The organism is Streptomyces sp. LN549 (assembly GCF_043203805.1).
Lineage (GTDB): Bacteria > Actinomycetota > Actinomycetes > Streptomycetales > Streptomycetaceae > Streptomyces.
On sequence record NZ_JAZHRI010000002.1, the window covers coordinates 7905388 to 7927193 of the forward strand.

The window sequence follows — 21806 nt, forward strand, 5'->3', positions numbered from 1 at the left end:
TGAAGGGTTTGACAGCCATGCCAGAAACCAGCCGCAGAGGACTGCTCTTCGGTACCGCAGCCGTCTCCGCAGGCGCACTGCTGACCGCCTGCACCAGCAACGACCCGAAGGAGAAGGACACCGCCTCCCAGAGCAACGCCCCCGCCGCCGACGACAAGCCGGGCAAGCCCGTCACCATCGGCTTCGCGGGCCCGCAGGCCGACCACGGCTGGCTCAACGCGATCAACGAGAACGCCAGGTCGCGGGCGAAGAAGTACTCCGAGGTGACCCTGGAGACCACCGAGGGCTCCAACGACACCGCCGCCCAGATCGGGCAGGTCAAGACCCTCATCAACAAGAAGGTCGACGTCCTCGTCATCCTCCCGGCCGACGGCAAGGCACTTACCCAGGTCGGCCTGGAGGCGATGCGGGCGGGTATCCCCGTCATCAACCTGGACCGCATCTTCGCCTCCCCGCAGGCCTACCGCTGCTGGGTCGGCGGCGACAACTACGGCATGGGCCTCAACGCCGGTACGTACATCGGCGAACAGCTCAAGGACAAGCCGAACGCCAAGGTCGTCGAGCTCGCGGGCATCGACAACCTGGAGCTCACCAAGCAGCGCAGCCAGGGCTTCGCCGACGCGCTGAAGAACTACTCCAACATCAAACTGGTGGCCCGTCAGGCGGCCGACTTCACCGTCGAGTCCGGCCAGGCGAAGATGGCCCAGCTCCTCCAGGCGCAGAAGCAGTTCGACGCCCTGTGGAACCACGACGACGACCAGGGCGTGGGCGCGCTCCGGGCCATCCAGCAGGCCGGCCGCGACGAGTTCCTGATGGTCGGCGGTGCCGGGGCCAAGTCCGCCATGGACGCCATCAAGGCGGACAACAGCGTGCTCAAGGCCACCGTTCTCTACCCGCCGACCATGGCGGCATCGGCCATCGACCTGGCCCGCGCGCTCGGCCAGGCCAAGGGGGTGTCCGGACTCGCCGAACTGGAGATCCCGACCAACCTCACCCTGTACTCGGCCGTGGTCACCAAGGAGAACATCGACCAGTACCTGCCGACGGGCTTCAGCTGAGCTGTCCCGCGGGAGGGTGCTGACCCTCCCGCCGTACCCACCGAACCATCGATGAGGAGGAAGCCCGGATGGCCCGTAGGGAAGAGACGGAGCAGGAGGCGGCCGCGCCGCCGACATACCGGCCGATGGCGAGCGCACCGACGCTCGGGGTCGGCATGGTCGGATACGCGTTCATGGGCGCCGCCCACTCGCAGGGGTGGCGCACCGCGGGCCATGTCTTCGAGCTGCCGATGAGGCCGGCTCTCGCCGCGATCTGCGGACGCGACCGGACGGCGGTCGACGCCGCCGCCGACCGGCTCGGCTGGGCGGCGGCGGAGACCGACTGGCGGGCCCTGATCGCCCGGGACGACGTCCAGCTCGTCGACATCTGCACCCCCGGCGACAGCCATGCGGAGATCGCCATCGCGGCCCTGGAGGCGGGCAAGCACGTGCTGTGCGAGAAGCCGCTCGCCAACACGGTCGAGGAGGCGGAGGCCATGACCGAGGCGGCGCGGCGAGCAGCCGCCCGCGGTCAGGTCGCGATGGTCGGCTTCAACTACCGCAAGGTGCCCGCCATCACCTACGCCCGCAAGCTCATCGCCGAGGGCCGGCTCGGCACCCTGCGGCACGTCCGGGCCACCTACCTCCAGGACTGGCTGGTCGACCCCGGCTCCCCGCTCACCTGGCGGCTGAAGAAGGAGCACGCGGGCTCCGGCGCGCTCGGTGACCTCGGCGCGCACATCGTTGACCTCGCCCAGTACCTGGCCGGGGAGCTGCTGGTGGGGGTCTCGGCGGTGAGCGAGACCTTCGTCCGCGAACGCCCGCTGCTCGCCGGTTCCTCGGGGGGTCTGGGCGGGGTCGCGGCCGGCGGGGAGCTCGGCACGGTGACGGTGGACGACGCGGCGCTGTTCACCGGGCGGCTCGCCTCCGGCGCCCTGGCCTCCTTCGAGGCGACCCGGATGGCGGCGGGCCGCAAGAACGCGCTGCGGCTGGAGATCAACGGGGAGCGCGGCTCGCTCGCCTTCGATCTGGAGCGCCTCAACGAACTGTCCTTCCACGACCACACGGAGCCCGCCACCACGGCCGGCTTCCGGCGCATCCTGGTCACCGAGCCCGAGCATCCCTACCTGGAGGCGTGGTGGCCGCCGGGGCACGCGCTCGGCTACGAGCACACGTTCATCCACCAGGCCCGTGACGCGGTGCGGACCATCGCGGAAGGGGCGCCGCCCGTACCGTCGTTCGCCGACGGTCTCCAGGTGCAACGGGTGCTGGCGGCGGTGGAGGAGAGCGCCGCGAAGAACTCCGTATTCACCCCCGTACAACTCTAGGAGGTCCTGCGCATGCCCCGTCCCTTCACCCTCTTCACCGGCCAGTGGGCCGATCTTCCCCTGGAGGAGGTCTGCCGTCACGCCCGCGACTTCGGCTACGACGGGCTCGAACTGGCCTGCTGGGGTGACCACTTCGAGGTGGACAAGGCCCTCGCCGACCCGGGATATCTGGAGAGCCGTCACCAGCTGCTCGACAAGTACGGGCTGAAGTGCTGGGCGATCTCCAACCACCTGGTCGGCCAGGCCGTCTGCGACAGCCCGATCGACGAGCGTCATCAGGGCATCCTGCCCGCCCGGATCTGGGGCGACGGGGAGCCCGAGGGGGTGCGCCGGCGGGCCGCTGAGGAGATCAGGAACACCGCGCGGGCGGCCGCGGCCTTCGGCGTGGACACGGTCATCGGCTTCACGGGCTCGTCGATCTGGCACCTGGTCGCGATGTTCCCGCCGGTCCCGCCGCACATGATCGAGCGGGGGTACGAGGACTTCGCGGAGCGCTGGAACCCGATCCTCGACGTCTTCGACGCGGAGGGGGTGCGGTTCGCCCATGAGGTGCATCCCAGCGAGATCGCGTACGACTACTGGACGACGCGCCGCGCGCTGGAGGCGGTGGACCACCGGCCGGCGTTCGGGCTGAACTTCGATCCGAGCCACTTCGTCTGGCAGGACCTCGACCCGGTCGGATTCCTGTACGACTTCCGGGACCGGATCTACCACGTGGACTGCAAGGAGGCACGCAAGCGCCTGGACGGCCGCAACGGCCGGCTCGGCTCCCACCTGCCGTGGGGCGACCCGCGCCGCGGCTGGGACTTCGTCTCGGCGGGGCACGGGGACGTGCCCTGGGAGGACGTGTTCCGGATGCTGCGGTCCATCGGCTACGAGGGCCCGGTCTCGGTGGAGTGGGAGGACGCCGGAATGGACCGGCTGGCGGGGGCGCCGGAGGCGCTGGCTTCGCTGAAGCGGTTCGACTTCGACCCGCCGAGCGCTTCGTTCGACGCGGCGTTCGGCGGCAACGGCTGAGGCGCCGGGGCGCGAGCCTTCCCAGGGCTCCGCCCCCGGGCCTCAAACGCCGGCGGAGATGGTTTCAGGGGCTCCGCCCCGTCAGCCCGCTATCAATCGTCGGAGGGGCTTGGTTCTGCCCGGCGGCACCCGTATCCGCCGTCGGGCCGGTCTCCCCTGCCCGGAACCTGCTTTGTCCTGACCAAGGAAAAAGTTCAACAACTCCGCCGCACAAGGGCTTTCCGTCCCGGACGAACAGGTCTACCGTCCAAGACGTGTACATGACATGACTCTCGTCACCGGAGCCGCACAGGCCCCGGCTGACCTGCGCGGCAGTCCCCGCGCTTCACGGCTCGGCAGCACCCGCCCGTACCACCGGCACTTTCCGGAGGACACTCGTGCACATAACCCGCAGCAGGAGCCGAACCAGGCTCCGCGTACGTAAATCCCTCGCCCTGTTCACCGGCGGCCTCCTCGCCGCCGCCACTCTCAGCCTGGGCGCCACCTCGGGCACGGCCGCCGCCCACACGGATCCCGCCGCCCCGGCCGCGGCCGCCGAGGACTTCCAGCAGGTCACCCTCGCCAAGGGCGCCGCCGAGACCGGTGAACCCATGTCGCTGGCCGTGCTCCCCGACCGCAGCGTGCTGCACACCTCGCGCAGCGGCGAACTGCGCATCACCGACAGCGCGGGCAACACCCGGATCTCCGGCGTCATCCCCGTCTACTCGCACGACGAGGAAGGCCTCCAGGGCATCGGGGTCGACCCGGACTTCAGCGAGAACCGGGCGATCTACCTCTACTACGCACCACCGCTGGACACCCCCGCCGGCGACGCCCCCGAGACCGGCACCGCCGCGGACTTCGCCAAGTTCGACGGGGTCAACCGGCTCTCCCGTTTCGTCCTGAACGAGGACGGCACGCTCGACCTCGGCAGTGAGAAGAAGGTCCTCGACGTCCAGACGTCCCGCGGCATGTGCTGCCACGTCGGCGGCGACATCGACTTCGACGCCGACGGCAACCTGTACCTGTCGACCGGCGACGACTCCAACCCCTTCGCCTCCGACGGCTTCAGCCCCATCGACGAGCGCCCCGACCGCAACCCGGCCTTCGACGCCCGCCGCTCCGCCGGCAACAGCAACGACCTGCGCGGCAAGATCCTCCGGATCAAGGTCGCCGACGACGGCTCGTACACCGTCCCGGACGGCAACCTCTTCGCGCCGGGGACGGACAAGACCCGCCCCGAGATCTACGCGATGGGCTTCCGCAACCCGTTCCGCTTCTCCGTCGACAAGGCCACCGGCATCGTCTACGTCGGTGATTACGGGCCCGACGCGGGCGCGGCCGACCCCAAGCGCGGTCCGGCCGGACAGGTCGAGTTCGCCCGGGTCACCAAGGCGGGGAACTTCGGCTGGCCGTACTGCACGGGCGACAACGACCCGTACATGGACTACGACTTCGCCACCAAGACCTCCGGTGCCGCCTTCGACTGCGCGGCTCCGAAGAACACCTCGCCGCACAACACCGGCCTCGTCGACCTGCCGCCGGCCCAGGCCGCCTGGATTCCGTACGACGGCGCGTCCGTCCCGGAGTTCGGCACCGGCTCGGAGTCCCCGATGGGCGGACCGGTCTACCACTACGACGCGGACCTCGACTCGCCCGTGAAGTTCCCCGAGGCCTACGACGGAGACTTCTTCGCCGGTGAGTTCGGCCGGCAGTGGATCAAGCGGATCGAGCAGGACGCCGACGGCTCCGTGCAGTCCATCAACGACATCCCGTGGTCCGGCACCCAGATCATGGACATGGCCTTCGGGCCCGACGGGGCGCTGTACGTCCTGGACTACGGCCTCTCCTGGTTCGGCGGCGACGAACACTCCGCGCTCTACCGCATCGAGAACGCCACAGGGGGGCGCTCCCCGATCGCCGAGGCCGCGGCCAGCAAGACGTCGGGCACGGCGCCGCTGAAGGTGCAGTTCTCCTCGGCCGGCACCGCCGACGGTGACGGTGACGCCCTCACGTACGCCTGGGACTTCGGCGACGGAGGATCCTCCACGGCCGCCAACCCCGCCTACACGTACAAGAAGAACGGCACCTACACCGCCACCGTCACCGCGAAGGACCCCTCCGGACGCACCGGTTCGGCCAGCGTCCATGTGACGGTCGGCAACACGGCACCCGTGGTGAACCTGGAACTCCCAGGTGACGGGCAGCTGTTCACCTTCGGCGACGACATCCCGTTCAAGGTCACCGTCACCGATCCCGAGGACGGCACGATCGACTGCTCCAAGGTCGAGGTCCGCTTCGTCCTCGGCCACGACAGCCACGGCCACCCGATCACCACGGAACACGGCTGCACCGGCACCATCAAGACCGAGATGGACGGCGGGCACGATCCCAACGCCAACATCTTCGGGGTCATCGACGCCTCGTACACCGACGGCGGGGGCGGCGGCCAGGCCGCACTGACGGGCCATGACCAGTCGCAGCTCCAGCCGCGCCACCGGCAGGCCGAGCACTTCAACAACTCCTCCGGCATCAAGACGTACGACAAGGCGAACGCCGAGGGCGGCAAGACCGTCGGCGACATCGACAACGACGACTGGATCTCCTTCAAGCCGTACATCCTCGGCGACTCCACCAAACTCACCGCCCGGATCTCCTCCGGCGGCGCGGGAGGCTTCCTCGAAGTACGGTCCGGTTCGGCGACCGGGAAGATCCTCGGCTCCGCACCCGTGCCGGTGACCGGCGGCTGGGAGACCTTCCAGGACATCGACGTACCCCTGCGGGGCGTCCCGAAGCAGGCCACCGAACTCTTCCTGGTCTTCAAGGGCGGCGAAGGCGCGCTCTACGACATCGACGAATTCGAACTCTCCAACACCCCGCCCGACAAGACCGCCAAGCGTGTCCTGGTCTTCTCCAAGACCGCCGGCTTCCGTCACGACGCGATCCCCGAGGGCATCGCCGCACTGAAGGAACTCGGCAAGGACAGCAACATCACGGTCGACGCCACCGAGGAGGCCGGCCAGTTCACCACGGCCAACCTGGCCCGCTACGACGCCGTCGTCTTCATGTCGACGACCGGTGACGTCCTCAATGCAGACCAGCAGAAGGCCTTCGAGAACTACATCGCCACCGGTGGCGGCTTCATGGGCATCCACGCCGCCGCCGACACCGAGTACGACTGGTCCTTCTACGGCGGGCTCGTCGGCGCTTACTTCTCCGGCCACCCCGCCATCCAGCCCGTCACCGTCCGCGTCGAGGACCACAAGCACCCGGCCACCGCCCACCTGGGTGACGCCTGGGAGCGGACCGACGAGCTGTACAACTACCGCACCAACCCGCGCGACAAGGTGAAGGTCCTCGCCACGCTCGACGAGACGACCTACACCGGCGGCACCATGAAGGGCGATCACCCGATCACCTGGTGCCAGACCTACCAGGGCGGCCGCTCCTTCTACACCGGACTCGGCCACACCAAGGAGTCGTACGCCGACGCGGACTTCCGCAAGCTGCTGCTCGGCGGGGTGCGGTACGCGGCCGGTCAGGTCACGGCCGACTGCAAGCCGGACACCGGCTACCGGTCGCTCTTCAACGGCAAGACGCTCGAAGGCTGGAAGCAGGCCGGACCCGGGAAGTTCAACGTGGCCGACGGCGAGCTGCGCTCCGAAGGCGGCATGGGCCTGCTGACCTACCAGGCCAAGGAGCTGAAGTCGTACTCCCTGAAGCTCGACTGGAAGCTGTCGGGCGACGACAACTCCGGCGTCTTCGTCGGCTTCCCGGAGTCCGACGACCCCTGGTCCGCAGTGAACAACGGCTACGAGGTCCAGATCGACGCCTCCGACGCCGTCGACCGCACCACCGGCTCCGTCTACACCTTCAAGGCGGCCAACATCAAGGCCCGCGACCAGGTGCTGCGCCCGCCGGGCCAGTGGAACAGCTACGAGATCAAGGTCCAGGGTGAACGGCTCCAGATCTTCCTCAACGGAGTGAAGATCAACGACTTCACCAACACCGACCCGGTCCGCAGCCTCAAGGACGGCTACATCGGCCTCCAGAACCACGGGGCCGACGACCAGGTGTCCTTCCGCAACATCCAGCTGAAGGAACTGCCCTCCGCGTAGGGCGGCCACCCGGCCGGCGGTGGGCGGGGCAGCACGCCCCGCCCACCGCCCGCGGCCCCTTCCCCCTCATGCACAGCACCACCCGCTCTGCCCAGCCAGGACCCCCAGCCAGGGAGGCAGCCCGTGTCAACAACCAGCGTTCGTACCGGAGTCTGGTTCATCGGAGCACGCGGCTCCGTCGCCACCACCGCCACGGCGGGGTGCGCGGCAGTCGCGGCGGGCCTCCACCCGGGGGCGGGCATGGTCACCGAGACCGCCCCGTTCGCCGACAGCGGCCTGACACCCGTGACCTCCCTCGTCTTCGGCGGCCACGACACCCTGGACTGCCCCCTCCCCAAACGGGCCGAAGCACTCGCCGCCGGGGGAGTGCTGCCGCACGGACTCCCGTCCGCCGTACGGTCCGAACTCGCCGCCGCCGACGCGGAGATCCGCATCGGCGGGCCCCTTCCCGGCGACACCCGCACGGACGAGGAACTCATCACCGCGTTCGCCGCCGACCTCACCGACTTCGGCCGCCGCAACGGCCTGGCCAGGACCGTCGTCGTCAACGTCGCCTCCACCGAACCGGCACCCGACGCCGACGCCACACGGCTGCCCGCCAGCTCGCTCTACGCCGCGGCGGCCCTCCGGGCCGGCTGCCCGTACGTCAACTTCACCCCCTCCACCGGACTGCGCACCCCCGCCCTCAAGGACGCCGTCGCAGCCTGCGGACTTCCTCACGCCGGTCGCGACGGCAAGACGGGGCAAACACTGCTGCGGTCCGTGCTGGCCCCGATGTTCGTGCAGCGCGCTCTGCCCGTACGGGCCTGGTCCGGCACCAACCTGCTGGGCGGAGGGGACGGGGCGGCGCTCGCCGACCCGGCCGCCGCCGCCGCGAAGAACGCCGGCAAGGAACGCGTCCTCGCCGACACGCTCGGCGCCGCCCCCGAGGGCGAGGTCCACATCGACGACGTCCCGGCGCTCGGCGACTGGAAGACCGCCTGGGACCACATCGCGTTCGACGGGTTCCTCGGGGCGCGCATGGTGCTCCAGACCACCTGGCAGGGCTGCGACTCGGCCCTGGCCGCACCCCTGGTGCTCGACCTGGCCCGGTTGCTGGCCCGCGCCCACGAAACGGGCCTGAGCGGCCCGCTGCCGGAGCTCGGCTTCTACTTCAAGGACCCGGACGGCGGACCCGCCGCACTCTCCGAGCAGTATCTGGCGCTGCTCGCCTTCGCCGAACGGCTGCGGGGCGAGAAGTGACGGCACGTGCCTGGGCGGAACTGCTCAGGGTCTCCGCGCTGTTCACCGTCCCCGGCGACGCCCTCGCGGGCGCGGCGGCCGTCGGCCGGCGCCCCGACCGCTCCACCGCACTGGCCGTGGGCGCCTCGCTCTGCCTGTACGAGGCGGGCATGGCGCTCAACGACTGGGCCGACCGCGACGAGGACGCCGTCGACCGCCCCCACCGGCCGATCCCCTCAGGCCGGATCACGCCCCGTGCCGCGCTGACGGCGGCCGGCGCCCTGACCGCGGCGGGGCTCGCCCTCGCCGCCCGCGCGGGCCGCCCGGCCCTGGGCGTGGCCACCGGCCTCGCGGCCACCGTCTGGGCGTACGACCTCCGCCTCAAGCACACCCCGGCGGGCCCGGCCGCGATGGCGGCGGCGCGGGGACTGGACCTCCTGCTGGGAGCGACGGCAACAGGGGCGGGGGCGAGCGCGCGGCCCACTCCGACGCCGGGAAGGGCCCTCGCCACCGCGGCCCTGCTCGGCGCGCACACCTACGCGGTCACCACCGTCTCGCGCCACGAAACCCAGGGCGGGTCCGCCGCCGCGCCCCTCGCCGCCCTCGCGGCCGTGGCCGGAATCGGCGGCGCCGTGGTGCGCGAGCGGCCCACCTCCCGCGGCGCGGCGCGGCCCGCTCCCTCCCTCCTCCTCACCGCACTCACCGGCGCCTACCTCCGCACCGCCGCACGCCCCCTCGCGCACGCCGCGCTCAACCCGTCGCCGCCCCTCACCCAGCGCGCCGTGGGCAGCGGCATCCGGGCGATGATCCCGCTCCAGGCCGCCCTCGCCGCACGCGCCGGAGCCGCCGGAACGGGTCTCGCCGTGATGGGACTCGTCCCGCTCGCCCGCGCTCTCTCCCGGAAGGTGAGCCCCACATGACCCTCCGCCTCGGCTACGGCACCAACGGGCTCACCGACCTCCGCCTGGACGACGCCCTCGGGCTCCTCGCGGACCTCGGCTACGACGGTGTCGGCCTGACCCTCGACCACATGCACCTCGACCCGATGGCCCCGGACCTCGCCGCCCGCACCCGCCACGTCGCGGCCCGGCTCCAGGAACTGGGGCTCGGCGTCACCGTGGAGACCGGCGCCCGCTACGTCCTGGACCCGCGACGCAAGCACGGCCCCTCGCTCCTCGACCCGGACCCCGAGGCCCGCGCGGCCCGGACCGCACTGCTCGTCCGGGCCGTCGACGTCGCCGCCGAACTCGGCGCCCACGCCGTGCACTGCTTCAGCGGCATCACGCCCCCCGACACCACCCCCGACACCGCCTGGCAGCGGCTCACCCGCTCCCTCGCACCGGTCCTCGACGCCGCGGAACGGGCCGGAGTGCCTCTCGCGATCGAGCCGGAGCCCGGACACCTCCTCGCCGACCTCGCCGACTTCCACCACCTGCGGGTGCTGTGCGGCGACCCGGAGCCGCTCGGACTCACCCTCGACATCGGCCACTGCCAGTGCCTGGAGCCCGCCCTGCCCGTCGACTGCGTACGCGACGCCGCCCCCTGGCTGCGCCACGTCCAGATCGAGGACATGCGCCGCGGCGTCCACGAGCACCTCCCCTTCGGCGACGGCGAGATCGACTTCCCGCCCGTCCTCGCCGCAATCGACGCCCTCGGCGACACCGGATACGCCGGACTCACCGTCGTCGAGCTGCCCCGCCACTCCCACGCCGGCCCCGAACTCGCCCGCACCTCCCTCGACTTCCTCAACAAGAACCGCCCGCCGAGCCACCTGGGTCCTGTCCGGGGTGTCCCGTCTGCGCCCCGACGCCCGGCACGCACGCTCGGAGCACGGCGCCCCGGGACAGGTGGCTCCGCCACATGACCCGCGACACCGCACACCGATCGCACGCACCGACCGCCGCTGCGCCCGCGCTCCGCGCGGACGACGGGAAACCCCGGACAGGACCCAGCCGCCGAAGGGAGCACACCATGCCGCCCACCCCACTCCTGAGCCGCAAGGAACTCGACACCCAACTCGGCGGAGCCGCGCGCGCCTGGCTCGACGAAGCCCTCGCCGAGGCCGCCCACGCCGCCGCCCATCCCGACACCGCACCCGCGGACAGCTACGCCGTACCACCGTGGGAGCTGCGGTACGCCGCCGCCGGCCGGCACTGCGGACTGGAACACGCCGACTCCGTACGCGGCCTGCTGATCGTCGAGGCCGGGGCCGGGCTGCCCACCGTGACCCGGCTGTACGAACAGGGCACCGCCGCCGAACGCCGCGCCGTCCTGCTCACCCTGCCCGCACTCGACCTCGGCCCCACCGCCCTGCCGCTCGTCGAGGACGCCCTGCGCACCAACGACACCACGCTGGTCGCCGCGGCCGTCGGCCCGTACGCCGCCGCCCACCTCGACCCGCACAACTGGCGCCACGCCGTCCTCAAGTGCCTGTTCACCGGTGTCCCCGTCGAGGCCGTCGACCAGCTGGCCCGGAGATCGCGCGGCGACGCGGAGCTCGCCCGGATGCTGGGCGACTTCGCGACCGAACGCATCGCGGCAGGCCGCCCGGTCCCCGCCGGCCTGCACCGCGTACTCGCGCTCACCGCCCCCGGTCCCGCCGCCCCCACGGCCCCCACGGCCTCAACGGAGGAGTCCTGATGCGCATCTTCGACCCCCACATCCACATGACCTCCCGCACCACGGACGACTACCAGGCGATGTACGACTCCGGGGTCCGCGCCCTGGTCGAACCCTCCTTCTGGCTCGGCCAGCCCCGCACCTCGCCGGCCAGCTTCTTCGACTACTTCGACGCCCTGCTCGGCTGGGAGCCCTTCCGCGCCGCCCAGTACGGCATCGCCCACCACTGCACACTCGCCCTCAACCCCAAGGAGGCGAACGATCCCCGCTGCACCCCCGTCCTCGACGCGCTGCCGCGCTACCTGGTCAAGGACTCCGTCGTCGCCGTCGGCGAGATCGGCTACGACTCGATGACCCCGGCCGAGGACCACGCACTGGCCGCCCAGCTCCAGCTCGCCGCCGACCACGGGCTGCCCGCGCTCGTCCACACCCCGCACCGCGACAAGCTCGCCGGTCTGCGCCGCACCATCGACGTCGTACGCGAGTCCCGTCTCGCCCCGGAAATGGTCCTCCTCGACCACCTCAACGAGACGACCGTGAAGGACGCCCTCGACAGCGGCTGCTGGGCCGGCTTCTCCATCTACCCCGACACCAAGATGGACGAGGACCGCATGGTCGCCGTCCTCAAGCTCCACGGCACCGAGAAGGTCCTCGTCAACTCCGCTGCCGACTGGGGCAGAAGCGATCCGCTGAAGACCCGCCGGGTCGGCGACGCGATGCTCGCCGCCGGGTTCACCGAGGACGACGTCGACCAGGTCCTCTGGCGCAACCCAGTCGCCTTCTACGGCCAGAGCGGCCGCCTCCACCTCGACACGGCCGCCCCTGAACCCCTCCACGAGGGCAACTCCATCCTGCGCGGCGGGGAGTGAGGCCATGCGCTTCCGTCACCCCGACGGCACCGTCGTCCACCTCGCGTACTGCACCAACGTCCACCCCGCCGAAACCCTCGAAGGGGTCCGCGCCCAACTGCGGGACCACTGCGAACCCGTACGCAAACGGCTCGGCCGCGACCGCCTCGGCATCGGCCTCTGGCTCGCCAGGGACGCCGCCCGCACCCTGATCAACGACCCGGCACAGCTGCGCTCCCTGCGCGCCGAGCTCGACCGCCGCGGCCTCGAGGTCGTCACCCTCAACGGCTTCCCGTACGAGGGATTCGGCGCCGAGGAGGTCAAGTACCGGGTGTACAAGCCCGACTGGACCGACCCCGAACGCCTTGCCCACACCACCGACCTCGCCCGGCTGCTCGCCACGCTCCTGCCCGACGACGTCACCGAGGGCACCATCTCCACCCTCCCGCTCGCCTGGCGCACCCCGTACACGGGCGACCCCGAAGCGGCCCGCACCGCACTCGCCGCGCTCACCACCCTCGGCGAACGCCTCGACGCGCTCGCCGAGCTCACGGGCAAGTCCATCCGGATCGGACTCGAACCCGAACCCGGATGCACCGTGGAGACCACCACCGACGCCATCGCCCCCCTCACCGCCGTCGGCCACGCACGCATCGGCGTCTGCATCGACACCTGTCACCTCGCCACCTCCTTCGAGGACCCGGACACGGCCCTCGACGCCCTCACCGCAGCCGGCATCCCCGCCGTCAAGGCCCAGCTCTCCGCCGCCCTGCACGCCGAACACCCCCACCTCCCGGAGGTGCGCACCGCACTCGCGGCCTTCGCCGAACCCCGCTTCCTGCACCAGACCCGCATCGCCACCGCCGCCGGGCTGCGCGGCACCGACGACCTCGACGAGGCGGTCAGCGGCGAGGCCCTGCCCGACAGCGCCCCGTGGCGCGCCCACTTCCACGTACCGCTGCACGCACCGCCCGCACCGCCCCTCACTTCCACCCTGCCCGTGCTCCGGGCCACGCTCGCCCGTCTGGTCGGAGGGGCGCGGCCGCTCACCCGGCACCTGGAGGTCGAGACGTACACCTGGCAGGCGCTCCCGGACGAGCTGCGGCCCCGGACCCGCGCCCAGCTCGCCGACGGCATCGCCGCCGAACTCACCCTCGCCCGGGATCTCCTGGTCGACCTCGGCCTCAAGGAGCTGCCATGACCAACGACGGGACGACCAGCACCCCCACACCCCTCCTCGTCCTCGACGTCGTCGGGCTCACCCCCCGGCTCCTCGACCACATGCCGCACCTCAAGGCCCTGGGACAGTCCGGCACGCACGCCCCGCTCGGCACCGTGCTCCCCGCCGTCACCTGCGCCGCCCAGTCCACCTTCCTCACCGGCACCACCCCCGCCGAGCACGGCATCGTCGCCAACGGCTGGTACTTCCGCGAACTCGGCGACGTCCTCCTGTGGCGCCAGCACAACGGACTCGTCGAAGGCGACAAACTCTGGGACGCCGCCCGCCGCACCCACCCCGGCTACACCGTCGCCAACATCTGCTGGTGGTACGCCATGGGCGCCGACACCGACTACACCGTCACCCCGCGCCCCGTCTACTACGCCGACGGCCGCAAGGAACCCGACTGCTACACCCGCCCGCCCGCCCTCCACGACGAACTCACCGACAGGCTCGGCACCTTCCCCCTCTTCCACTTCTGGGGCCCCGGCGCCGACCTCGTCTCCTCGCAGTGGATCATCGACGCGACCCGCCACATCCTCGACACCCGCCACCCCGACCTCGCCCTGTGCTACCTCCCGCACCTCGACTACGACCTCCAGCGCTACGGCCCCGACGACCCGCGCGCCTTCAAGGCCGCGGCCGACCTCGACCGGGCCGTCGCCCCGCTCCTCGACGACGCCCGCCGCGAGGGCCGCACCGTCGTCGCCCTCTCCGAGTACGGCATCACCCGCGTCGACCGGCCCGTCGACATCAACCGGGCGCTGCGCCGCGCCGGACTCCTGGAGGTCCACACCCAGGACGGCATGGAGTACCTGGACCCGATGACCTCCCGGGCCTTCGCCGTCGCCGACCACCAGATCGCCCACATCTACGTACGCCGCCCCGAGGACCTCGAAGCGGCCCGCGAGGCCCTGGCGGACCTCCCGGGCATCGAGCAGCTCCTCGACGACGAGGGCAAGAAGGCCCACGGTCTCGACCACCCCCGCTCCGGCGAGCTGGTCGCCGTCGCCGAACCGGACGCCTGGTTCACGTACTACTACTGGCTCGACGACGAACGGGCGCCCGACTTCGCCCAGCTCGTCGAGATCCACCGCAAACCCGGCTACGACCCCGTCGAGCTCTTCATGGACCCGCAGGACCCGTACGTACGCGTCAAGGCGGTCACGGCGGTCGCCCGCAAGAAGCTCGGCATGCGCTACCGCATGGCGGTCGTACCGCTCGACCCGTCACCCATCCGAGGCAGCCACGGCCGCCTCCCCCCGAGCGACGAAGAAGGTCCGCTCATCCTCTGCTCCACCCCCCACGCGTTCACCGGACCCGTCCGGGCCACCGAAGTGAAGTCCCTGCTCCTCACGCTGGCCGGCCTCGCATGAGACCGGTCCGTTCACAGCGCTGCGAGCATCTTCGAGAAGGAGAGAGACCGTGACCGTGTACAACGACGCATCCGGAACGGACGGCGCCCTGCGCCGCAGCCTCGGCGTCAGCCGCCGCCGCTTCCTCAGCACCTGCACCGCCGCCGGGGCGGCGGCGATCGCCGCACCCGTCTTCGGAGCATCGCCGGCCTTCGCCCAGCCCGCTTCCCACCAGGGGCACGGCCACGGCCACGGCCACGGCCAGGCCCTGGTCCCGCCGTCCAAGCGCGGGATCATCCTGTACACCGTGCGCGACGCCACGGGCCGGGATCCGCTCAGCACCAGCCTTCCCTCGGGCTTCCGCGACGTCTTCAAGGAGCTGGCCCGCTACGGCTACAAGCAGGTCGAGTTCGCCGGGTACGGCCAGCACGCCAACGCACCCGGCGGAAACAACCTGGAGACGGTCGAGGGTGCGAAGCTGCTGCGCTCGTGGCTGGACGACTACGGACTGCGCGCCCAGGGCAACCACGGCTTCATCCCGGGGTCCTGGCCGGTGAACCAGAGCGACCTGGACCAGTTCAAGCGGCACCTCGAAATAGCCAACATCCTCGGCATGGACCACATGGGCACCGGTGGCGACCCCACCGGCAGCGCCTACCGTGCCGACTGGGACGTGGCCGCCGACAAGTGGAACGCGCTGGGACAGATCGCTCATCGTGCGGGCATCAAGCTGTACACCCACAACCACGACGCGGCCTACGGCTTCCTGCTCGACGGCGGTCCGCTGGACGCGCAGGGGCGGCCCACCCGCAGCTCGGGCATCCGCAAGCTCGAGTACTTCCTCAAGGTCACCGACCCGAAGACCGTATGGCTGGAGATGGACGTCTACTGGGCGCACGTCGCCCAGTACAAGTTCCACACCTACACCGCGCTCGACGGATCGCAGCAGGAGAACATCTTCGACCCCGCGGCAGTGGTCCGCCGCCACAACAAGCGCTACCCGCTGTTCCACGCCAAGGACGGCATCGTCAACACGGCCAGCGGTGACGGCTACGACATGGTCCCCTTCGGCACCGGGGTCATCGACTACCGGACCTTCTTCAGCCGTGTCGGGGAGGCGAACTACCGCAACCCGATGGTCGAGCAGGACACCGCACCGAGCTCGACGGACCTCGCGCAGTCCCTGAAGCAGGCACGGATCAGCTACGAGGGCATGGCGGCGCTGCGCAAGTAGGACGCTCGGCGGGCCCGTCCCCGTCGTGCCCCATGCGTCGGGCCTCCCCGCACCTGTGCGGGGAGGCCCGACGCATGGGGAAAAGACGTTGCCGATTTCCCGCCCCATCACCTCATGCCGTAACCGCACCGAACCGCATCGTGTCCGTTCACCCGATCCCCTGCCGGTCGGGCAGCAGCGCGAACTCCCGCTCGGCGGCTTCCGGCACCGTGCGCTCCACCGCCTGCACCAGCAGCACACGGTGCCGGATCAGCGGACCCTGCCGCTCCGGCCCGGCCAGCACCACCAGGTCATCGATGCCGGCCAGCAGCCGCCGCGTGACCTGGGGGCTGTCCGTCGCGCACCGCCGGATCTCCTCGAATCCGAGATCCACGAGGTCCGCCCACCCCGGCACGTCCTGCACGAGCCGCACCACCCCCTTGCGGTCCCGGTGGTGGACGGTGCCGAGGGGAAGCCCTGCCACGGCCGCGAGGAACTCCACGATCCGGTCGAGGCACTGCACGGCGGTGGTCGGATCGTTCACCGCCGGCGACAGGGCCCGCAACGCGATGTCCGACAGCTGCCGCAGCCCGAACGCCAGGTCCTGGTGGAGCGTGCGTTCGACCCCGACGGACACCGTGTACCGCAGCGCGCGCCGGGGCGGCGCGGTCCCGCCGTGCACCGCCAGCACCGGCGTACCCGGCACGACGAAGTCCCCGAGCCGGGGGATCAGCCGCAGCACCGCGCCCTGATTCCGGGCGGCCCGGACCAGCCGCGCCACGTTCACGTCCCGCAGCACCCCGGCCCGCCCCTCGTGCGGGATCTGCCCGGTCTCCGCGGGAAGCGCGTCCTCGTTCGGCTCGCCGACGGGCATCCGCCGCAGCACATGGAAGGAGTCCCGGGTGATCCGGTCGACGACGGGACCGACCTGCATCAGCCGCAGCGTGGCGCTCACGTACGCGATGAAGAGCAGCAGGCTGAGCCCGACGAGCACGGCGGTCAGCAGGCTCTGCAGAAAGGGGACGGACACGACGCGGCGCGGATCGGCCGTGCTCTCGTACGAGCTCAGGACCAGCAGCGAGAAAACGAAGGTCGCCAGGAAGACGGACAGGGTGAGCTTGCTGATCCGGCTCCGTACGAAGATCCGTACCACCCGGGGTGTGAGCTGCCCGCTCGCCATCTGTACGGCCACCAGCGAGATGCTGAAGACCACACCGATGAAGGTCATCATCGCCGAGCTGATCGTGACGACGATCGTCTTCGTGTCCTCGGCGATCGAGACCAGGTCCTTGATCTCGTCGTACGCCTGCTCGTCCTGGAGGTAGGCCACGATCTGCTCATCGAGGGCCGAGGCGATGAACCAGAGCACGACGGCGCAGACCAGCGTCAGGGTGGGGGCGAACCAGAAGGTCTCACGCAGATGCTCGCGCAGGGGCGACAGCGCGCGGGGTGGCCGGTAGCCGCGATCACTCATGCCCGCGAACGTAACCCGGCCCGCCCACGCACCGGTGGATGCCGCCACCGACCCTCCGGACACACTGTGCGTACGCGACCTGCGACGGACCGTACGCGATCGGCCGGGGCGGGGCCCGCCTCGTCCCGGCCGATGCCCGCGCACCGCACTGACCAGGGCGATGACCACCGGATATGCAGGTGAGAGCCACCCCAAACCCCTGGTATTGTTTTCTTTGTCGCCGCGGGAGACCGGGGCCGACCACCTAGTCCGGGTGGCGGAATGGCAGACGCGCTAGCTTGAGGTGCTAGTGCCCTTTATCGGGCGTGGGGGTTCAAGTCCCCCCTCGGACACCAGGTTCAACCGACCACATGAAGCCGGTCAAAGTGGCACTTAGTCGCTTTGACCGGCTTTGTTGTTGTGGTGGGCGTGGTCCGGCCCTCTGCCGGATCGCAGAGGGCCGGATGTCTTCGTGCTGTTCAGGTGGGGGGTCGTGACGTTTCCCGTACCGCCCTCCGAGGATTACGAGGCCTGCTCCAGCGCCACCCGGAAGTCCGCCGCGCTCCGGAAACCTATCTCCGGGCGTTCACGCAGCGCCTGATCGATGACGGCGGCGAGGGGAGCCGGGATGCCGGGCTCGCGGCGGCGGATCGGGACAGCCGGCTCCTGCAGGACCACCTGCCAGGGGTCCTTCGCGGGCGGGAACTCGCGGGGTGTTTTTCCGGTGAGCACCTGGTACAGGCAGGCGGCGAGAGCCCAGACGTCCACCGCGGGCGGCGCCTTGCGGAAGTTGATGACCTGCTGGCGTGGCATGAACATCGGCTTTCCCGCCGTGGCGCCGGTGCGGGTGAGGCCGCTGAGGCCGGCTTGATCGAAGGCCTTGCCGATGCCGAAGTCGGCGATCTTCGCCGTCATGGTGCCGTCCAGGAGGATGTTGGACGGGGTGAGATCGCGGTGGATGACGCCCCGGTCATGGGCGTGCTCCAGTCCGCGCAGGGCCTGCAGGGCCAGAGGGACGGCCTCGTCGGCCGGCAGGCGGCCGCCGCGTCCGGCCAGCAGGTGGTCGAGGCTGCCGCCGGTGCAGTACTCGGTGGTCAGATAGAAGGTGCCGTTGGCGAAGCCCGCATCGTGCAGCGCCACTACATGCGGGTGCCGCAGCGCCCGGGTCAGCCCCACCTCGCGCAGGAAGCGGGCCCGGGCAGTGGCGTTCGCAGCGACCTTGGGCAGCATCACCTTGAGCGCCACCTCCGCCCCGGTGGATTCGTGTCGCGCCAGATAGACCGCGCCCATGCCGCCCCGGCCGAGCTCGCGCAGCACGGTGTAGCCGTGGATGCCCTTGAGGTCGACGTGCCCGCCCTTCGCCCGCTCCAGCAGCAGCTTCAGCACGGCGGCAGGCTCCGACTGGCAGACAGCGCACAGCACTTCGCCGTCGCGGCCGGGGTCGGCCACCTCGCGGCCGCACGTGGCGCAGGCGCCGAGGACGCGGGTGGGCTGCTGCCGCGTGACACCGACCCGCAGCACGGTCTTGCCGACGCGGATCTCGTCGCCGTCGGACAGATCGTGCTCGGGGTACGAATCGCCCGCGGCCTCGGCAGGAGTGAGGCCCTGGCGGCGCTGGCCGATCTTCTCACCGTTGACATAGGTCCCGTTGAGGCTGCCGAAGTCGCGGATGCGGATATCGGGCGGGTTGATGTCGATGAGGCAGTGATGGCGGGAGACGGTGCGGTGGTGTTCGTCGTTCGGCAGCTGCGGGGAGCAGTCCGGGGAGCGCCCGAGGACGCAGGTGGTGCGGTCGTCATAGACGTACTCGGCCGGGTCCAGACGCCCCTTGACGAGCGTGAGTCTGACGGTGGCGGGTGGCGTTTTCATCAGGAGTTCTCCGTTGTCAAGGACAGTGCCTCGCCCGCGGCGTCCGCCCGGACCGTCGTTCCGTCGGTGATGTCGCCGTTGAGGAGGGCGCGGGCCAGGGGCTGGACGAGGAGGCGGTCGACGGCCTGCTCGAGGAGGCGGGCGCCGACGCGGGGGTCGGCGCCGTGGCGCAGGAGCAGCGCGCGGGCGGCGGGGGTGAGGGTCAGGGTGACGGCGCGGGCGGTGAGCCGGGTCCGAACCCGGTCCAGGAGCTTGTCGAGGACGGGGTGCAGAGCAGCCTCGGACAGCGGGGAGAAGACGACGATCCGGCCGATCCGGCCCAGGAGTTCAGGACGGAGGTGCTGGTGCAGGGCGTCGAGGACCGGCCGGTGCGCAGGGTGGGCAGGCCCGGGCCCGGCGGGGGACGGGCTCTCCTGCCCGGCGGGCGCAGACGCGTTGCCCGGGGGCGCGACACCGGCCGACGACGCCCCTGCGAATCCGAAGCCACCGGCCCGTCGCGAAGCCGTCCCCGACCCGAGATTCGACGTAAGGATCACCACCGCTTCCGAGAAGGGAACCCGCCGCCCCCGCGAATCCGTCAGCTGACCCTCGTCGCAGATCTGCAGCAGCACGTCCAGGACCTCCGGATGTGCCTTCTCCACCTCGTCGAAGAGCACCACACTCTGCGGATGATCTCGGAGCGGGCCGCTCAGCTGCCCCTCGCGGTCATGCCCGACGTAGCCCGGCGGAGCGCCCAGCAGGCGCGAGATCGCATGCCGTTCCTTGTACTCGGACAGGTCGATGCGGACCAGCCGCCGTTCGTCGGTGTAGAGGAACTCGGCCAGTGCCTTGGCCAGTTCCGTCTTTCCCGTCCCGGTCGGCCCCGCGAAGAGCAGCACCCCCACCGGCCGCCGCGGATCGCCCAGTCCCGACCGCCCGGTGCGCACCGCCTCGGCCACAGCACGCACGGCCTCGTCCTGTCCGGCCACGCGGCGACGCAGCTGCTCCTCCATCGCCAGCAGCCGCTCCGCCTCCCCCCGCGCCACCTGCTGCAACGGCAGCCGGGCCCGTTCGGCGACGACCGCAGCCACCTCGTCCCGGCCGATCCGCAGCTCCGGCTCCGGTTCGACGTCAGGGCTCAGCGTTCGGATACGGGCCGTGGCGCATGCCTGGTCGAGGGCGTCGATGGCCTTGTCCGGCAGCCGTTGATCGGGCAGATGCCGGATGGTCAGGTCCACGGCCGCCGCCACTGCCCCCGGCTCGATCCGCACGCCGTGGTGCGCGATGAACGATTCCGCGACGCCGGTGAGAATCGCCACCGCCTCGTCCCGGTCCGGCTCGTCGACCCAGACGACCTCGAAACGCCGCTGCAGCGCCGGGTCGTCCTCGATATCGCGGCGGTATTCGCCGGGCGTCGTGGCCCCGATGCAACGCAGCTCGCCCCGGGCCAGCGCGGGCTTGAGGATGTTGGCGGCGTCGCTCGCCCCACGTCCGCCGGCCCGCAGGACGGTGTGCAGTTCATCGATGAAGAGGATCACTTCCGGTGCGGCCCGCGCCTCATCCAGCACCGATTGCATTCGCTCTTCGAATTCCCCGCGGTACTTCGTGCCCGCCACCAGGGCCGACATCGACAGCTCGACGATCCGCGCCCCGGCCAGCTCGGCGGGTGCGCCGGGCGAGGCCAGCCGCTGGGCGAGGCCTTCGACGATGCCGGTCTTGCCGGTGCCGGCATGGCCGACGAGGACGGCGTTGGCCTTGCGCTGGCGGACGAGGATACGGGCGAGGGTGCGCAGTTCGGCGCGGCGGCCGATCAGCGCCGGCAGCTTGCCCGCACGGGCCAGGACGCTCAAGTCCCTTCCGTAAAGGTCGAGATGCGGAGTGTCGGGTGCCGCGGGGAAGAACGCCGCGGGCGCGTCAGTGATCCCGTACGACTTCAGGACGTTGCGTCCCACGGGGGTGAGCTCGTCGAGCACGGCCCGCAGCAGATGCACGGCGTCGGCCTTCTCCGGGCCGGCCAGCTCCGTGGCGCGGCGGAGGGCCCGGCGCGCGGCACGACTCAGCTGACGTTCGCCCCCGACTGCGCCGCCCTCGACGGCGAGGGCCTCGCGCAGACTCCGGCGCAGGCGGCGCGGGCTGATCCCGGCCCGGGCGAAGCACTCCGTGACGCGCTGGGCGTCGGCTTCTATCGGCCGCCGCAGAGCCGGCTCCCGCTGACCGCGCGCGAGGATCTCCGGCAGGTCAGGACGGCATAACGTGCCTGTCCCCACCAGCAGATGATCGGGCTCGACCTCGGCTGCCCGGCCGGAACGCGCCTCGACAAGGGCCCGGGCCAGCACGAACAGCGCGCTGTCGGCGTAGCCGGCGTCCCCGCTCATGGCGCACCGCCCTCGCTTGCGCCTATCAGTTCCCGGTTCGGCTCCCGCATCGGCACGCTGCCGTCCGCGCGGCCCGACAGCACGTAGCGGTCGTCCGGCGTCAGCGTCAGCACGTAGATGTCCTCCCTATGCCCTTCCCACGCCCGGACGTGGTCCAACGGCGGTCTCCCGGACAT

The 21806-nt window shown here is 71.2% G+C and carries 16 protein-coding genes and 1 tRNA gene; 13 read left to right on the top strand and 4 right to left on the bottom strand.

Annotation, left to right across the window (positions count from 1 at the left end):
- Positions 1 to 17: 17 nt before the first annotated feature.
- The 12 genes from SH922_RS35200 (at position 18) to SH922_RS35255 (ending at position 15975) form a co-directional block, all read left to right on the top strand.
- Entirely contained in the window at positions 18 to 1058 is a 1041-nt protein-coding gene (locus tag SH922_RS35200) for a substrate-binding domain-containing protein (RefSeq protein WP_393062599.1), read from the top strand.
- A gap of 68 nt (positions 1059 to 1126) precedes the next feature.
- Positions 1127 to 2365 (top strand): Gfo/Idh/MocA family protein, encoded by a 1239-nt coding sequence (locus SH922_RS35205; protein WP_393062600.1) that lies wholly within the window; start codon positions 1127 to 1129, stop codon positions 2363 to 2365.
- 12 nt (positions 2366 to 2377) lie between these two features.
- Complete coding sequence (locus tag SH922_RS35210; protein ID WP_393062601.1) at positions 2378 to 3382, top strand: sugar phosphate isomerase/epimerase family protein; 1005 nt, start codon at positions 2378 to 2380, stop codon at positions 3380 to 3382.
- A gap of 377 nt (positions 3383 to 3759) precedes the next feature.
- Positions 3760 to 7479: a ThuA domain-containing protein gene (locus SH922_RS35215; RefSeq protein ID WP_393062602.1), complete on the top strand. Its 3720-nt coding sequence runs from the start codon at positions 3760 to 3762 to the stop codon at positions 7477 to 7479.
- An 87-nt stretch (positions 7480 to 7566) separates the two neighbouring features.
- On the top strand, positions 7567 to 8721 hold the full coding sequence (locus SH922_RS35220) for an inositol-3-phosphate synthase (protein ID WP_393063781.1): 1155 nt from the start codon (positions 7567 to 7569) through the stop codon (positions 8719 to 8721).
- The gene (locus SH922_RS35225; RefSeq protein ID WP_393062603.1) at positions 8718 to 9620 is read left to right on the top strand and encodes an SCO3242 family prenyltransferase; all 903 of its coding nucleotides are present in this window, start codon (positions 8718 to 8720) and stop codon (positions 9618 to 9620) included. Before SH922_RS35220 ends, SH922_RS35225 begins: the two co-directional genes overlap by 4 nt.
- Positions 9617 to 10564 (top strand): sugar phosphate isomerase/epimerase family protein, encoded by a 948-nt coding sequence (locus SH922_RS35230; protein WP_393062604.1) that lies wholly within the window; start codon positions 9617 to 9619, stop codon positions 10562 to 10564. The genes SH922_RS35225 and SH922_RS35230 overlap by 4 nt, the downstream gene beginning before the upstream one ends.
- A gap of 107 nt (positions 10565 to 10671) precedes the next feature.
- Positions 10672 to 11340, top strand: coding sequence for an EboA domain-containing protein (locus SH922_RS35235; RefSeq protein ID WP_393062605.1), 669 nt, complete (start codon positions 10672 to 10674; stop codon positions 11338 to 11340).
- Entirely contained in the window at positions 11340 to 12188 is an 849-nt protein-coding gene (locus SH922_RS35240; RefSeq protein WP_393062606.1) for a TatD family hydrolase, read from the top strand. The genes SH922_RS35235 and SH922_RS35240 overlap by 1 nt, the downstream gene beginning before the upstream one ends.
- 4 nt (positions 12189 to 12192) lie before the next feature.
- Positions 12193 to 13368, top strand: a complete 1176-nt coding sequence (gene eboE, locus SH922_RS35245; protein ID WP_393062607.1) for a metabolite traffic protein EboE — start codon at positions 12193 to 12195, stop codon at positions 13366 to 13368.
- On the top strand, positions 13365 to 14762 hold the full coding sequence (locus tag SH922_RS35250) for an alkaline phosphatase family protein (protein WP_393062608.1): 1398 nt from the start codon (positions 13365 to 13367) through the stop codon (positions 14760 to 14762). The genes eboE and SH922_RS35250 overlap by 4 nt, the downstream gene beginning before the upstream one ends.
- 49 nt (positions 14763 to 14811) lie before the next feature.
- Complete coding sequence (locus tag SH922_RS35255; RefSeq protein WP_393062609.1) at positions 14812 to 15975, top strand: sugar phosphate isomerase/epimerase family protein; 1164 nt, start codon at positions 14812 to 14814, stop codon at positions 15973 to 15975.
- A 148-nt stretch (positions 15976 to 16123) separates the two neighbouring features.
- On the opposite strand, the gene SH922_RS35260 is transcribed toward SH922_RS35255, so the two are convergent.
- On the bottom strand, positions 16124 to 17428 hold the full coding sequence (locus SH922_RS35260) for a DUF2254 domain-containing protein (RefSeq protein ID WP_393062610.1): 1305 nt from the start codon (positions 17426 to 17428) through the stop codon (positions 16124 to 16126).
- A 247-nt stretch (positions 17429 to 17675) separates the two neighbouring features.
- Here SH922_RS35260 and SH922_RS35265 point away from each other — a divergent pair.
- Positions 17676 to 17763, top strand: a tRNA-Leu gene (locus SH922_RS35265).
- A gap of 166 nt (positions 17764 to 17929) precedes the next feature.
- Here the strand turns inward: SH922_RS35265 and SH922_RS35270 are convergent.
- Genes SH922_RS35270 through SH922_RS35280 form a run of 3 tightly spaced genes read right to left on the bottom strand, consistent with a single transcriptional unit; the run spans position 17930 to position 21806 of the window.
- A complete protein-coding gene (locus SH922_RS35270; RefSeq protein ID WP_393062611.1) occupies positions 17930 to 19276 on the bottom strand; it encodes a protein kinase in 1347 nt (448 codons plus the stop codon).
- A complete protein-coding gene (locus SH922_RS35275; protein ID WP_393062612.1) occupies positions 19276 to 21630 on the bottom strand; it encodes an AAA family ATPase in 2355 nt (784 codons plus the stop codon). The genes SH922_RS35270 and SH922_RS35275 overlap by 1 nt, the downstream gene beginning before the upstream one ends.
- Positions 21627 to 21806, bottom strand: coding sequence for a hypothetical protein (locus SH922_RS35280; protein WP_393062613.1), 180 nt, complete (start codon positions 21804 to 21806; stop codon positions 21627 to 21629). Before SH922_RS35280 ends, SH922_RS35275 begins: the two co-directional genes overlap by 4 nt.

What these genes read in the sequence shown, in the direction of transcription:
- SH922_RS35260 (WP_393062610.1), bottom strand. Translation starts at nt 17,428, where the DNA reads ATGAGTGATCGCGGCTACCGGCCACCCCGCGCGCTGTCGCCCCTGCGC.
- SH922_RS35280 (WP_393062613.1), bottom strand. Translation starts at nt 21,806, where the DNA reads ATGTCCGGGAGACCGCCGTTGGACCACGTCCGGGCGTGGGAAGGGCAT.
- SH922_RS35230 (WP_393062604.1), top strand. Translation starts at nt 9,617, where the DNA reads ATGACCCTCCGCCTCGGCTACGGCACCAACGGGCTCACCGACCTCCGC.
- SH922_RS35270 (WP_393062611.1), bottom strand. Translation starts at nt 19,276, where the DNA reads ATGAAAACGCCACCCGCCACCGTCAGACTCACGCTCGTCAAGGGGCGT.
- SH922_RS35250 (WP_393062608.1), top strand. Translation starts at nt 13,365, where the DNA reads ATGACCAACGACGGGACGACCAGCACCCCCACACCCCTCCTCGTCCTC.
- SH922_RS35275 (WP_393062612.1), bottom strand. Translation starts at nt 21,630, where the DNA reads ATGAGCGGGGACGCCGGCTACGCCGACAGCGCGCTGTTCGTGCTGGCC.
- eboE (WP_393062607.1), top strand. Translation starts at nt 12,193, where the DNA reads ATGCGCTTCCGTCACCCCGACGGCACCGTCGTCCACCTCGCGTACTGC.
- SH922_RS35200 (WP_393062599.1), top strand. Translation starts at nt 18, where the DNA reads ATGCCAGAAACCAGCCGCAGAGGACTGCTCTTCGGTACCGCAGCCGTC.
- SH922_RS35205 (WP_393062600.1), top strand. Translation starts at nt 1,127, where the DNA reads ATGGCCCGTAGGGAAGAGACGGAGCAGGAGGCGGCCGCGCCGCCGACA.
- SH922_RS35210 (WP_393062601.1), top strand. Translation starts at nt 2,378, where the DNA reads ATGCCCCGTCCCTTCACCCTCTTCACCGGCCAGTGGGCCGATCTTCCC.
- SH922_RS35240 (WP_393062606.1), top strand. Translation starts at nt 11,340, where the DNA reads ATGCGCATCTTCGACCCCCACATCCACATGACCTCCCGCACCACGGAC.
- SH922_RS35235 (WP_393062605.1), top strand. Translation starts at nt 10,672, where the DNA reads ATGCCGCCCACCCCACTCCTGAGCCGCAAGGAACTCGACACCCAACTC.